This is a genomic window from Methylobacterium sp. NFXW15, from assembly GCF_049887755.1.
Classification (GTDB): domain Bacteria; phylum Pseudomonadota; class Alphaproteobacteria; order Rhizobiales; family Beijerinckiaceae; genus Methylobacterium.
This window is the reverse complement of the sequence record NZ_JAGEKG010000003.1, coordinates 261,506-275,156: the sequence shown is the minus strand read 5'-3', so window position 1 is coordinate 275,156 and position 13,651 is coordinate 261,506. Positions and strand designations below refer to the sequence as shown.

Sequence of the window (13,651 nt, the reverse complement as noted above, 5' to 3'; positions counted from 1 at the left end):
TCCCATGAGCGAGATCATCGACATCCGCGTCCCCGATATCGGGGATTACCGCGACGTGCCCGTCATCGAGATTTCGGTGAGCGTGGGCGAGACGGTCGCCCTCGATCAGACCCTGTGCGTGGTCGAATCCGACAAGGCGACGATGGACATCCCCTCGCCCAGGGCCGGGCGGGTGGTGGAGATGCTGATCGGCCTCAACGAAAAGGTCTCCGCCGGGACGGTGATCGCCCGCATCGAGGCCGAGGGCGACGTGCGCCCGGCCGCGCCGGAAGCGCCCCAGGAGGCACCGGCTCACCCCCCTGCTCCCGCTACGGCCCCTTCCGGCAAGACCGATTGCGACGTGGTGGTGATCGGCGGCGGGCCGGGGGGCTATTCCGCCGCCTTCCGCGCGGCCGATCTCGGCCAGCGGGTGATCCTCGTGGAGCGCGAGCCGACTCTCGGCGGCGTCTGCCTCAACGTGGGCTGCATCCCCTCGAAGGCCCTGCTGCACGTGGCCGCCGTCACGGAGGAGGCGCAGCGCCTCGCCGATCACGGCGTGTCCTTCGGTGCCCCGTCGATCGACCTCGACAAGCTGCGCGCCTTTAAAGGCGCGACGGTGCGCCGCCTGACCGACGGGCTCGCGCAGATGGCGCGCCTGCGCAAGGTCGAGGTGGTGCGCGGCACGGCGCGCTTCGTGGGCGCGAACCGCCTCGCGGTCGAGACCGGCGCGGGCGCCGCGCGGGAGATCGGCTTCACCAGCGCCATCGTCGCGGCGGGGTCTTCCCCAGTCGCCCTGCCGATGCTGCCGAAGGATCCGCGCATCGTCGATTCGACCGGCGCCCTCGAACTGCCCTTCGTGCCGAAGCGCCTGCTCGTCATCGGCGGCGGCATCATCGGGCTGGAGATGGCGACCGTCTACAGCGCGCTGGGCGCGCGGGTCGATGTGGTCGAGCGCCTGCCGCACATCCTCGACGGGGTCGACCGCGACCTCGTGGAGGTCTGGACCAAGCGCAACGCCCACCGCTTCGACCGGATCCTGACCGGCGCCGAGGTGGTCGCGGCCGAGGCCGGGCCAAACGGGATCACGGTGACCCTGAAGGACGAGCCCGATCCGCGCACCTACGATCTCGTGCTGCAATCGGCTGGGCGGCGCCCCAACGGCGATGGGCTCGGGCTCGCGGAAGCCGGGGTGAACGTCGAGCGCGGCTTCGTGCCGGTCGATGCGCAGATGCGCACGAACGTGCCGCACATCTTCGCCATCGGCGATCTCGCGGGGGCGCCGATGCTCGCCCACAAGGCGGTGCACGAGGGCCATGTGGCGGCCGAGGTCGCCGCCGGGCACAGGGCCGGATTCGACGCGGCGGTCATCCCGTCCGTCGCCTATACCGACCCGGAGATCGCCTGGGTCGGCCTCACCGAGGCGCAGGCCGCCGCACAGGGACGCGCGGTCGATGTCGCGCGCTTCCCCTGGGGAGCGTCGGGCCGGGCCATCGCCAACGGCGCCGATTACGGGCTGACGAAGCTGATCTTCGACCGCGAGACCCAGCGGATCGTCGGCGGCGCGATCGTTGGCCCGAGTGCGGGCGACATGCTGGGCGAGATCGGCCTCGCCATCGAGATGGGGGCGGACGCCGCCGATATCGGCCGCACCATCCACCCGCATCCGACGCTGGGCGAGACCATCGGCATGGCCGCCGAGGTCTCGCTCGGGATCTGCACCGACCTGCCGCCGCGCAGGCGGTAGGGGCGCCCTACTTGACCATGGCGCCGTAGATCATCTGCCGGAGCAGCGAATAGTAATGGCCCCGCAGGCTCGGGGCCTGGAACATCGCCACCACGACGAGCCGTTCCGTCGGATCGACCATGTAGCGCGGCCCGGTGATGCCGCCCCAATAGACGTCGCCCGGCGCACCGGGCGTCGTGTGGGCGCCGGTGGCGAGGCGGACCGGGTTCACGAGGCTCCAGCCGTAGCCGTCCTCGACGTTGTTGCGCGGGCCGCGAAGACCCGCGAGTTGGTCGGAGTGCAGCATGAAGCGCACGGTCTTCGGAGAGAGCAGCCGCACCCCGTCGATCTCGCCGCCATTGGCCAGCATCTGCAGCAGACGGCCGACATCCCCGGCCGTCGAAGCGAGTCCGGCGCCGCCGGAGAAGCGCTTCGGCGGCTTGCGCAGGTCGAGCCAGCCATAGACCCAGGCGAGCGGGTCTTTCGCCAGCGTCGCCTGCGACGGCTCCGCCAAGCGGTCGGCCCGTGCCTCATCGACCTGCCACACCGTGTCGGTGAGCCCGAGGGGCTGCAACACCTGCTCCGACACGACCCGGTCCAGCGGCTTGCCCTCGATCCGCTCCAGGAGATGGCCGAGCACGTCGGTGGCGATCGAATACTCGAAGGTCGAACCCGGCTGATACAGGAGCGGCTGCTGCCCGAGCTTGGCCAGCATCTCCTCGCCCGTCAGGCTGTAGAGCCCCTCGAGATCCTGATCGCGCTGGTTGCGCCGCACCGCGTTCAACGGCCCGATCCACCAATAGGTGAGCCCGGCCGTGTGCCGCATCAGATCCCCCACGGTCGGCGCCCGTTTGGCCGCCTCCGGGGGAGGCACGTCCGTGCCGGTGCCGCTCTCCGCGCCGGCGAAGACCTTCAGGTCCTTCAATTCGGGGAGGTAGGTCGCAACCGGATCGGTCAGTTTGAAGCGGCCCTGCTCGTAGAGGCGCAATGCCGCCGTGGTGACGAACATCTTCGTCGTGGAGGCGATGCGGTGCAGGCTGTCGCGCTGCATGGGCGAGCCGGGCGCGCGCTCGCCGAACGCGTCGAACATCACCGGCTTGCCGTCGCGCAGGACCAACAGGACCATGCCGGGGATCTTGCCCGCGGCGATGTCGCGCCGGACGAAATCGCCGATGGCCTTCAGGCGGGCGGCGTCGAAGCCCGCCTGCCCGGCCTCGACCGGAGCGGGGGCCGGATCGAAGGCGGCTGAGGGGCCGAGGCCCGCGGCAAGAAGGCCGAAGGCGAGCAGGCCGGTGCGCAGGCTGCGCGTCACGGTGTGGGGCATTTCCTCGACGGTCCTGTTCTCAAAACCCGTCTGGCGCGGGATCGGCACACCCTCCGATGATCGTCCCCTTCCGTCCAGCGAAGGCCGTCGCGGCCGGTCAGATTTGCCTCAGGCTGTTACGTGCCGTGGCTCACTTCAGTTTGCCGAACCGCTTGAGCAGGCGCTCCCGCTTCAGCCGGGACAGGCGGTCGATCCAGAAGATCCCATCGAGCTGGTCGATCTCGTGCTGGATGACGGCCGCGTGGAAGCCGTCCGCCTCCTGCTCGTGCCGCTCGCCGTCGAGGCCGGAATAGGCGAAGCGGATGCGCGCAGGCCGGGTGATCCGTTCGCGCACGCCCGGCATGCTGACGCTGCCCTCGTCATGGGTCTCCGTCTCATCCGAGGCCCAGAGGATCGCGGGGTTCACATAGACGTGCAGATCTTCGTCCGGCGCCATGCGGATCGCCATCAGCCGCGCGGCCACGCCGAGATGCGGCGCCGTGAGGCCGATGGCGGAGACCGCCAAGAGCGTGTCGCGCAGATCGTCCGCGAGGGCCACGAGTTCGGGGCCGAAGGTCTCGACCGGCTCGGCGGCACACGAGAGCCGGGGATCCGGGAATGACACGAGGGGGCGGGCGGGCATGGTCGGTCTGTTCCTGGCAGAGTCTTGTTCCTGAGGCCTTGCTCGTGTGGGTCTTGGCCCGGACGGTTCCGAGGCGGTACATCCCCCCGCTCGCCGGGGCCAGACCCCGGTTCCACGCGCGCTCGCTCGGACGACGGGAGACATCATGACCACCGTGAACCAGCTGATCGCCCAGGAACTCGGCGTGCGCGAGGCCCAGGTCGAGGCCGCCGTCGGCCTGCTCGACGGGGGCGCGACGGTGCCCTTCATCGCCCGCTACCGGAAGGAGGCGACCGGCTCCCTCGACGATTCGCAGTTGCGCACGCTTGAGGAGCGCCTCGGCTACCTGCGCGAGTTGCAGGATCGGCGCGGCACCGTGCTGGACAGCATCCGCGCGCAGGGCAAGCTCACCCCGGCGCTGGAAGCCGCCATCGCCGCCGCGGACACCAAGGCGCGGCTGGAGGACATCTATCTTCCGTACAAGACCAAGCGCCGGACCAAGGCGCAGATCGCCCGCGAGGCCGGGCTCGCGCCGCTTGCCGAGGCTCTCCTCGCCAACCCGATGGCCGATCCGCTGAAGACCGCCGACGGCTACGTCGCGCCGGACAAGGGCGTGGCGGGTGCGGACGCCGCCCTCGAGGGCGCCCGGCACATCCTGATCGAACGGTTCGCGGAGGATGCCGACCTCGTCGGGCGTCTGCGCGAGGATGTCTGGCGCGCCGGACAGGCCGTCTCGCGGGTGCGCAAGGGCAAGGAGGCGGCGGGCGCCAAGTTCTCCGACTACTTCGATTGGAGCGAGCGGCTGGAGCGCATGCCCTCGCACCGGATCCTCGCCCTGTTCCGGGGCGAGAAGGAGGAAATCCTCGATCTCGACATCGCCGCCGAGGGCGAGGACATGCCGGCGGGCACGCCCGGCCCGTTCGAGCGGGCGATCTGCCACCGTCACGGCATCGCCGCCCAGGGTCGCCCCGGCGATGGATGGCTGATCGAGACCGCGCGCGTCGCGTGGCGCACCAAGATCCGCACCGGCATCAAGACCGATCTGCGCACGCGGCTGTTCGAGAAGGCCGAGGCCGAGGCGGTGAAGGTGTTCGCGGGCAATCTGAAGGACCTGCTGCTCGCGGCCCCCGCCGGGGGCCGGACCACGCTGGGGCTCGATCCGGGCTACCGCAACGGCGTGAAGGTCGCGGTGGTGGACGCGACCGGCAAGGTGCTCGCCGTGGAAACCACCTATCCGCACGAGCCGCAGCGCCGCTGGCGCGAAACCGTCGAGACCCTGGGCCGCCTCTGCCGCCGCCACAAGGTCGAGTTGCTGGCCGTCGGCAACGGCACCGCCTCCCGTGAAACCGACAAGCTCGCCGCCGAGGTGCTGGCTGCCAACCCGGACCTCTCCATGACCAAGGTGATGGTCTCGGAGGCGGGGGCCTCGGTCTATTCCGCATCCGAGATCGCGAGCCGCGAATTGCCGGATCTCGACGTGTCGCATCGCGGCGCGGTGTCGATCGCCCGCCGGTTGCAGGACCCTCTCGCGGAACTCGTGAAGATCGATCCGAAATCCATCGGCGTCGGCCAGTACCAGCACGATGTCGGCGAGGCGAAGCTGTCGCGCTCCCTCTCGGCCGTGGTCGAGGACGCGGTGAACGCGGTGGGCGTCGATGTGAACACCGCCTCGCCCGCGCTGCTCGCCCAGGTCTCCGGCCTCGGCGCGTCGCTCGCCGCCAACATCGTCGCCCATCGCGACGGGAACGGGCCGTTCCGCAGCCGCGTCGCGTTGAAGAAGGTGCCGGGCCTCGGGCCGAAGACCTTCGAGTTGTCGGCGGGCTTCCTGCGCATCCGCGATGGCGAGAACCCCCTCGACAGTTCCGGCGTCCACCCGGAAGCCTATCCGGTGGTGCGGCGGATCCTGGAGGCGACGAAGAGCGACATCCGCGCGCTGATCGGCGACGGGGCCAAGCTCAAGACCCTCTCGCCCGCCACCTTCGCGGACGAGCGCTTCGGCGTGCCGACCGTGCGCGACATCATCGCCGAGTTGGAGAAGCCCGGCCGCGACCCGCGCCCGGCCTTCAAGACGGCGACCTTCCAAGAGGGCGTCGAGACCATCGGCGACCTGAAGCCCGGCATGCAGCTCGAGGGCGTGGTGACGAACGTCGCCGCCTTCGGTGCCTTCGTCGATATCGGCGTCCATCAGGACGGCCTCGTCCACATCTCCGCCATGGCGCGGCGCCGGATCTCCGCCCCCTCCGAGGTGGTGAAGGCCGGGGATGTGGTGCGCGTCCTCGTCCTGTCGGTGGATGTGCCGCGCAAGCGGATCGGCCTCTCGATGCGCCTCGACGACCCGATCGACCGCCCGGCCTCGCCCGCCGGACCGAGGCCCGGCGCGCGGCCGGAGCCCAGGCAACAGGACAAACCGCAGGACAGGCGGCCCGCCCCCCGCGACGAGCCGGGCGGCGCCCTCGCCGAGGCCCTCCGCCGTGCCGCGACCCGGCCCAACCGGTAGGTCCCGGACGCGAACACGACGGCTCGCGCGAGCCGTCGGACATGAGGTCGGCGCCCTGCGGCGCCGACCGTCGCGACCCCCGATCCTCTCGATCAGGCCGCCTTCTTGAGCGCGGGAGCGGTCGACCCGGCTTCCGGTGTCCCGGCGGCCTCGTCCTCGCCGGTCTCGGAGATCTCCCCCTGCCACTTGGCGACCGCCGCCGTGGCGAGGCCGTTGCCGAGCACGTTGGTGACCGTGCGGCCCATGTCGAGGATCTGGTCGATGCCCATGATGAGCAGGATGCCCGCTGCGGGCAGGCCGAACATCGGGGCGGTGGCCGCCACCACGACGAGGGAGGCGCGCGGAACCCCGGCGATGCCCTTGCTGGTCACCATCATCACGAGCAGCATCGTCGCCTGCTCGGCAAAGCCCATGTGGATGCCGTAGGCCTGCGCGATGAAGAGCGAGGCCATGGCCTGATACATCATCGAGCCGTCGAGGTTGAACGAGTAGCCGAGCGGCAGCACGAAGCCGGTGACACGGGGGCTCACGCCGAACCGGCTCAGCATCTCGACCGTCCGCGGGAAGGCGGATTCGCTGCTCGCGGTGGAGAAGGCCAAGATCATCGGCGCGCGCAGCAGACGCAGCAGGCGCACCACCGGGCGGCCGAGGATCATGAAGCCCGCCGCGATCAGCAGCAGCCACAGGGCCGAGAGACCCGCGTAGAAGCTCGCGATGAACCGCCCGTAATCGGCGAGCACGCCGAGGCCCTGGACCGTGACCACGGCGGCCATCGCCGCGAAGACGGCGAGCGGGGCGAGCTTCATCACCGCGTCGGTGACCTTGAACATCACCCGCGCCAGACCTTCGAGGAGAAGGATCATCGGCTCGGAATAGCGGCGCTCGATCGCGCTGAGGCCGAAGCCGAAGAAGACCGAGAAGACGAGGATCTGAAGAACCTCGTTCGTGGCCATGGCCGAGACGATGCTTGTCGGGAAGACGTGGGTGATGAAGTCCCGCAGGTTGAGCGAGGCCGCCTTGAGGCCGGTCTGCGCGCCCGCGTCCGGAAGGGGCAGGTTCAAGCCCGCGCCGGGCTGGAACAGGTTCGCGGCGATGAGCCCGAGGGAGAGCGAGACCACCGAGGCGGTGACGAACCAGCCCATGGCGAGGGCGGCGACGCGGCCGACCGAGCGGGCATCCCCGAAGCTCGCGATGCCCGCCACGATGGTGGCGAATACGAGTGGCGCGATGATCATCTTGATCAGCCGCAGGAAGATGTCGGTGACGATGGTGAAGTTGGAGGCCAGGGCCTTGGCCTCCTCCGGTCCCGCCGCCTGCCCGTGAAGCACGGCGCCGACGAGGATGCCGAGCGCGAGCCCGATCCCCGTGTACAAGGTGAGCCGCCCCGATCGCGGGGCCGTATCGGCATGCGTCATCTCTTCGAGTCCTCCCTGGACGGTTCTGGGTGTGTGAAAGAAAGCGGGATCCGGCCGCTGGCGTGACGGGGGCGGATCCCGAAACCCGGCTCAGGCGACCGGCGCGAAGGCCTGCGGGCGGGTCAGGCGCTCTGGCTTGAGCACCGCATCGAGCTGGGCACGGCCCATCAGGCCCTTTTCCAGCACGAGGTCGTAGACACCGCGACCCGTGGCATGCGCCTCCACCGCGACCGCGGTGGCGTTGCGGTAGCCGATATACGGGTTGAGCGCCGTGACAAGCCCGATCGACTGCTCGACACTGGCGCGAAGCCGCTCGCGGTTGGCCGTGATGCCGCGCACGCAGTTCACATCGAGGGTCCGGCAGGCCGCTTCCAGATGGGCGAGGCTGCGGAACAGGCTGTAGGCGATCACCGGCTCGAAGGCGTTGAGCTGCAATTGCCCGGCCTCGGCGGCGAAGCTGATCGTCACGTCGTTGCCGATCACCTCGAAGGCGACTTGGTTCACCACCTCCGGGATCACCGGGTTGACCTTGCCCGGCATGATCGAGGACCCCGCCTGCCGCGCGGGCAGGTTGATCTCGTTGAACCCGGCGCGCGGCCCGCTGGAGAGCAGGCGCAGATCGTTGCAGGTCTTCGAGAGCTTCACCGCGACGCGCTTCAGCACGCCGGACACCTGCACGAAGGCCCCGCAATCCTGCGTTGCCTCGATCAGGTCCTCGGCCGTGACGAGGGGGATGCCGGTGAGGCGGGACAGCTGGCGGCAGACGATGGCCGCGTAGAGCGGGTGGGCGTTGATGCCGGTGCCGATGGCGGTGGCGCCCATGTTGATCTCGCGGATCAGCAGCTCGGCCTCGCCGAGCCGGGCCTCGTCCTCACCGAGCATCCGCGCATAGGTGCCGAATTCCTGGCCCAGCGTCATCGGCACCGCGTCCTGCAACTGGGTCCGGCCCATCTTGAGGATGTCGGCGAACTCGACTGCCTTGGCCTCGAAGCTGCCGCGCAGGGAGGCCATCGCCACGGTGAGACGGCGGATGGCGCCGATGGCCGCGATCTTCAGGGCGGTCGGATACACGTCGTTGGTGCTCTGCCCCATGTTGACGTGTTCGTTGGGGTGGAGATGCTCATAGGCGCCACGCGTGTAGCCGAGGATCTCGAGCGCCCGGTTGGCGATGACCTCGTTGGCGTTCATGTTGGTCGAGGTGCCCGCGCCGCCCTGGATGAGATCGACCACGAACTGATCGTGCAGGGCACCGGCCCGGATCTCCTCGCAGGCCGCGACGATCGCCCCGCAGCGCCGCTCATCGAGCAGGCCGAGTTCGGTGTTGGCCAGAGCCGCCGCCTGCTTGATCGCTGCGAGCGCGCGGATCAGGTCCGGGCAATCGGCCAGGATCGTGCCGCTGATCGGGAAGTTCTCGACGGCACGCTGGGTGTGGATACCGTAATAGGCGGATGCCGGAACGGGCGCGTCGCCCAGCATGTCGTGTTCGAAACGGACGGCCTCTGGAACCGGGACGGTCACGGCAAACTCCTCGCGCGACGGCGCTCCGTCGCGCCGAGGGTGTGGCGGACGGTCGAAGAGCGACGGCCCAGGGGGCGCCGCTGCGGATGACGGGATGGCCCCGGAGCGCGGGCGCCTCGCAGGAGATGCGGTCGCGCTTCGGGTTGGCGTTCGATAGGCCCGGCGCCCGCGCGACGCCAATGCTAGTTACGACCGGAATTATTCCGCATGCGAATAGTTTTGCGAGACGGAGGCTGCAGCGTTCCAGACCTGATCGAGGAAGGGGCGCGTCCGCTCGGCACTGCGATAGAGCCGGATCTCCATCGGCATGGCGGGGCTGACCGCCGTCAGCGTTCCCGCCGCAACCTCCCGCGCCACGAGGCTGGCGGGTAGCCACGCTACCCCATGGCCGCCGAGCGCCATGGTCCGCAGGGCCTCGGCCATGGAATTCTCGTTGGTGTGGACGGGATAAGTCTCCGGCGCGCCCGGCTGCGCCTGGGCGATGGTGGCCAGGCGCCCGAGGAACGAGCCACGCGAATACTGCAGCAGCGGCAGGCGGCCCCGCGCATCCGGCGTGAGCAGACCGGTCGCGGCGAAGGCGGCGAGGCTGTCTTGGCCGATCACCTGGAAGGGATGGCGCTCGGGATCGAGGGAGATGGAAATTGCCGGGTGGTGATAGGTGAAGAGCAGGTCGTAGCCGCCTTCGACCAGGGCCTGGATGCAGATGTTGAAGTTCTCGGGCAGCACGCGGCTGCCCAGCGGCCCGACCACCTCGCGGATCCGCCCCAGCCATCCCGCCAGGACGGAAAGGCAGAGGGAGTGCAGCGCCGTGATCGTGACGTGGGGCAGGCTCGACGCCTCGCTACGGCTGCGGAAATCCGCCCGGCTGAGGGTGAGGAGCCGCACCACCTCCTCGGCGGTCTCGAGGAAGTGGCGTCCGTCGGCCGTCAGGGTGATCGGGTAGGTGCTGCGGTCGAGGAGGACGGTGCCGAGCCAGACCTCCAGCGAGCGGATCCGGCGGCTGAAGGCCGATTGGGTGACGTGGCGCAGTTCGGCCGAGCGCGAGAAGCTGCGTGTCTCCGCGAGGCTGATGAAGTCCTCGACCCATTTCAGCTCCATGGCCCCCTCCACCCACGCGCATCACCTCGCATAGGCCATCGGGGCCGCCACAGGCGCGCGCAGGACGCTACACCGGGCGCAGGCTGTCGCCAGGGCCGCTCAGCCTCCGGGCGGACGCGCGGGCCGTGAGCCCAGATGCCCGCGCAGGGTGTGTGCCTCGTAGTCGGTGCGGAACAGGCCCCTCCGGCGTAATTCCGGCAGAACCAGTTCGATGAAATCGTCGAGACCACCGGGCAATGTCGCGGGCATGATGTTGAAGCCGTCCGCCCCGTGGGCGCGGAAGCGCTCCTCCATTTCATCGACGATCTGGGCGGGCGTCCCGACGATCTGGGAATGGCCCCGCGCGCCCGCGATCCGCAGGTAGAGCTGGCGCAGGGTCAGCCCCTCGCGCCGGGCGAGGTCGAACATCAGTTGCTGCCGGGACTTGATGCCGTTCGCCTCCGGCAACTCCGGAACGGGGCCGTCGAGGGCGTAGCTCGTGAGGTCGAAGCCGCCGATCATCCGCTCCAGCAGGGCGAGGCCGACCGCCGGGTCGATCAGCGCCTGCAACTCCTCGAATTTGGCGCGGGCCTCGTCCTCGCTGCGCCCGACCACGGGGAAAAGCCCCGGCATCACCTTAAGGTCGTCGCGGTCGCGCCCGAAGCGGGCCATGCGCTCCTTCAGGTCGCCGTAGAACTCGGTCGCCTCCGCGAGGGTCTGGTTGGCGGTGAACACGATCTCGGCGGTCCGGGCCGCGAGATCCTTGCCCGGTCCCGAGGCCCCGGCCTGGACCACGACCGGCTGCCCCTGGGGCGTGCGCGAGATGTTGAGTGGTCCCCGCACCGTGAAATGCTTGCCACGGTGGTCGAGGGGCCGGAAGCCGTCCGGTTTCGAGAACTGGCCGCTGTCCCGGTCGATGATCACCGCCCCGTCGTCCCAGGTGTTCCACAGGCCGAGAACGACATCCACGAACTCCTCCGCCCGCTCGTAGCGGTCGGCGTGGCGCGCGATGGCATCGTCCCCGAAATTCGCGGCTTCGGCGTCGGTGGCGGAGGTCACGAGGTTCCAGCCCGCCCGGCCGCCGCTGAGATGATCCAGCGACGCGAAGCGCCGGGCGACGTTGTAGGGCTCGTTGAACGTCGTCGACGTGGTCGCGACGAGGCCGATCCGGCTCGTCACGGCGGCCAGCGCCGAGAGCAGCGTCACCGGCTCGAAATGGGTGGAGCGCGCCGTGCGCTCGCTGGACCGCAGGTTGCCGTCGCGGATGCCGGAGCCATCCTCCAGGAACAGAAGGTCGAACTTCGCCGCCTCGGCCTTCTGCGCCCAGCCGACGTAGCGCGAGAGCACGAGCCCGCCATCGGCCTCGCTCGACGGGTGTCGCCACCCCGCGATGTGGTGGCCCGTGGCGTAGAAGAAGGCGCCGAGGCGCAGGCTGTCCTGTCTCATGATCCGGTACTGGCGACGCGGCGATGATCCCGCTCGGGATGCGGCCGACAACGTGATGGAGGCAAGTTCCTCCGTCAACGAGAAGCTTATCTTATTGAGCGGCGGCCGGAGCAGTACATCGCCACTGCGAGAAACATCGTCTGGAGACGCTTCTTTCAAGCGATCGCAGCGGGACGAGGGACGGGGAGGTTGATATCGCGGGCTGCGCGTCTAGCTCACGCCCCGAGGAAACAACCACAGGAGGAGCTTGCCCGTGTACAGCCATATGATGGTCGGCACCAACGACATCGCCCGGTCGAAGATGTTCTACGATGCCTTGTTCGCCGCGATGGGCGGACGGCCCGGCCGGGAGGACGCGGCGGGTCGCCTCGTCTACCAGCACAAGGGTGCGATGTTCCTCGTCACCAAGCCGATCGACGGCCAGGCCGCGAACCCAGGCAATGGTGGGACGATCGGCTTCGCGGTGGACTCGCCGGAACAGGCCAATGCGTGGCACGAAGCGGGCACCGCGCATGGCGGCACCGCTATCGAGGATCCGCCGGGCGAGCGGAACGGCGCCGCAGGCCGCCTGTATCTCGCCTATCTGCGCGATCCGGACGGCAACAAGCTCTGTGCCCTGTACCCCCTCGGCTAAGGCATGACCGGAGGGCGCGGCATCCGGCGCCCTCCCCCGATGGCACTCAGGCGGTCAGCAGAAACCGGCCCGAGGCCGGATCCGTCGAGCGGAAGCGCGTGGCGAAGACGTCGGCCGGGACGGGCCCGTCACGCAGGCAAGCCCCCTCACTGAACGTGTGCCGTCTCGGTCGAGCTCGCAGCCTTGACGGGATCGGAGGCCCGTAATCCCGAAATCACCGCCTCTCTCTGCTTCCGTGTGTGGCGACGCACGCCGCTTCAAAAGTACAAGGATTAAAATAAGCAAGTATTACTTGTGCGAACGCACACTTATAGGCGAGAAATTGTCGTCTACATTCATCTCAACGGCGCAGGACACGGGGTCCGGCGCACTTAAACCGAAGGTTTTTGAGATGATGCGCTTCGCGACCCTGAGCCTCGTTGCCGTAGCCCTCGCCGTTCCGTCCCTCGCCCGCGCCGAAGGTGGCGATGGGAGCCGTCAGGCCGCTGGCGGTGGCTACATGAGCAGCTTCATCAGCGATCCGAACCACAATCCGAAATCCCTGCACTCGCAGGTGGCGGGCACGGGTCAGATCTCCGGTGCGCCGATGTACAACGACGCTCCGGCGGCACGCGCTTCGACCATCGCCCGCCGCGACGTGATTGCGCCGAACTGGGCCTCGGGCCGCGCCCCCCGTCGCGCTCACCGCTGATCCGCGCAGCGGATCTGGCCGGACAGACCCGCCCGAGCGATCGGCGCGGGTCGTTCGCGTGTCCGGACGCGGAAAGAATCGCGCGGGCTGGGGCGCGGAGCGGGATACGGGGGCCCGTGACCGGTGGTTGTGAGATCGAAGCATCCCGCTTCGCATGCAAACATCCACCGAGGGCAGCCCATGGCCGCGAAGCCGAAGACTCTGCACGACGCCTTCTATGAGACGTTGAAGGATGTGTACTATGCGGAGAGGCAATCCGTTCGGGCCCTGAAGAAATCGGCCAAAGCCGCCGAGCACGAAGATCTTCGGCAAGCGTTCGAAACCCACGCCGAGGAAAGCGCCAATCAGGTCGAGCGCCTGCAACAGGTGTTCGAGATCCTCGGCAAGCCCGCGCGCGGCAAGACCTGCGAGGCGATGCAGGGCCTCACGTCCGAGATGGAAGAGGATCTGGAGGATTTCGGCGATAGCCCCGCTGCCGACGCCGTGCTGGTCGGCTGCGCACAGGCGGTGGAGCATTACGAGATTGCCCGCTACGGCACCCTGAAGACCTGGGCGACCCAACTCGGCTACGGGGACGCCGCGAAGCTCCTGGACGAGACGTTGCAGGAGGAGAAGAAGACCGACGAACTGCTCTCGCAGATCGCCGAGCGCATCAACGTCGAGGGTTCCGGAAGCGAGACGGAGCCGGTCAAAGGCGGGCGCAAATCCGCCTGAGGGCAGCCGGGCAAGACTTTCGCACCGTGAGG

Annotated in this window: 11 protein-coding genes; 5 read left to right on the top strand and 6 right to left on the bottom strand. The window is 69.2% G+C overall.

Annotated features, from left to right (window positions below):
* Positions 1–4: 4 nt before the first annotated feature.
* A complete protein-coding gene (gene lpdA / locus J4O73_RS08475; RefSeq protein ID WP_426216402.1) occupies positions 5–1,723 on the top strand; it encodes a dihydrolipoyl dehydrogenase in 1,719 nt (572 codons plus the stop codon).
* A 7-nt stretch (positions 1,724–1,730) separates the two neighbouring features.
* On the opposite strand, the gene J4O73_RS08470 is transcribed toward lpdA, so the two are convergent.
* The gene (locus J4O73_RS08470; RefSeq protein ID WP_426216400.1) at positions 1,731–3,026 is read right to left on the bottom strand and encodes a serine hydrolase domain-containing protein; all 1,296 of its coding nucleotides are present in this window, start codon (positions 3,024–3,026) and stop codon (positions 1,731–1,733) included.
* Positions 3,027–3,156: 130 nt separating this feature from the next.
* The gene (locus J4O73_RS08465; protein WP_426216398.1) at positions 3,157–3,648 is read right to left on the bottom strand and encodes a peptide deformylase; all 492 of its coding nucleotides are present in this window, start codon (positions 3,646–3,648) and stop codon (positions 3,157–3,159) included.
* A gap of 145 nt (positions 3,649–3,793) precedes the next feature.
* Between J4O73_RS08465 and J4O73_RS08460 the strand changes: the two genes are divergently transcribed.
* Positions 3,794–6,124: a Tex family protein gene (locus tag J4O73_RS08460; protein ID WP_426216396.1), complete on the top strand. Its 2,331-nt coding sequence runs from the start codon at positions 3,794–3,796 to the stop codon at positions 6,122–6,124.
* Positions 6,125–6,216: 92 nt separating this feature from the next.
* On the opposite strand, the gene J4O73_RS08455 is transcribed toward J4O73_RS08460, so the two are convergent.
* The 4 genes from J4O73_RS08455 to J4O73_RS08440 all read right to left on the bottom strand — a co-directional run bounded on the left by J4O73_RS08455 (position 6,217) and on the right by J4O73_RS08440 (position 11,580).
* Positions 6,217–7,539 (bottom strand): dicarboxylate/amino acid:cation symporter, encoded by a 1,323-nt coding sequence (locus tag J4O73_RS08455; protein ID WP_426216394.1) that lies wholly within the window; start codon positions 7,537–7,539, stop codon positions 6,217–6,219.
* Positions 7,540–7,629: 90 nt separating this feature from the next.
* The gene (gene aspA / locus J4O73_RS08450; RefSeq protein WP_426216392.1) at positions 7,630–9,057 is read right to left on the bottom strand and encodes an aspartate ammonia-lyase; all 1,428 of its coding nucleotides are present in this window, start codon (positions 9,055–9,057) and stop codon (positions 7,630–7,632) included.
* Positions 9,058–9,255: 198 nt separating this feature from the next.
* A complete protein-coding gene (locus J4O73_RS08445; RefSeq protein ID WP_426216390.1) occupies positions 9,256–10,155 on the bottom strand; it encodes a LysR family transcriptional regulator in 900 nt (299 codons plus the stop codon).
* A 99-nt stretch (positions 10,156–10,254) separates the two neighbouring features.
* On the bottom strand, positions 10,255–11,580 hold the full coding sequence (locus tag J4O73_RS08440) for an LLM class flavin-dependent oxidoreductase (protein WP_426216389.1): 1,326 nt from the start codon (positions 11,578–11,580) through the stop codon (positions 10,255–10,257).
* Between the two features lie 253 nt (positions 11,581–11,833).
* Here J4O73_RS08440 and J4O73_RS08435 point away from each other — a divergent pair, with 253 nt between their 5' ends.
* The 3 genes from J4O73_RS08435 (at position 11,834) to J4O73_RS08425 (ending at position 13,619) form a co-directional block, all read left to right on the top strand.
* Positions 11,834–12,214, top strand: a complete 381-nt coding sequence (locus J4O73_RS08435; protein ID WP_426216387.1) for a VOC family protein — start codon at positions 11,834–11,836, stop codon at positions 12,212–12,214.
* A 391-nt stretch (positions 12,215–12,605) separates the two neighbouring features.
* Complete coding sequence (locus J4O73_RS08430; RefSeq protein ID WP_426216385.1) at positions 12,606–12,905, top strand: hypothetical protein; 300 nt, start codon at positions 12,606–12,608, stop codon at positions 12,903–12,905.
* A gap of 180 nt (positions 12,906–13,085) precedes the next feature.
* Complete coding sequence (locus J4O73_RS08425) at positions 13,086–13,619, top strand: ferritin-like domain-containing protein (protein WP_426216383.1); 534 nt, start codon at positions 13,086–13,088, stop codon at positions 13,617–13,619.
* Positions 13,620–13,651: the final 32 nt, after the last annotated feature.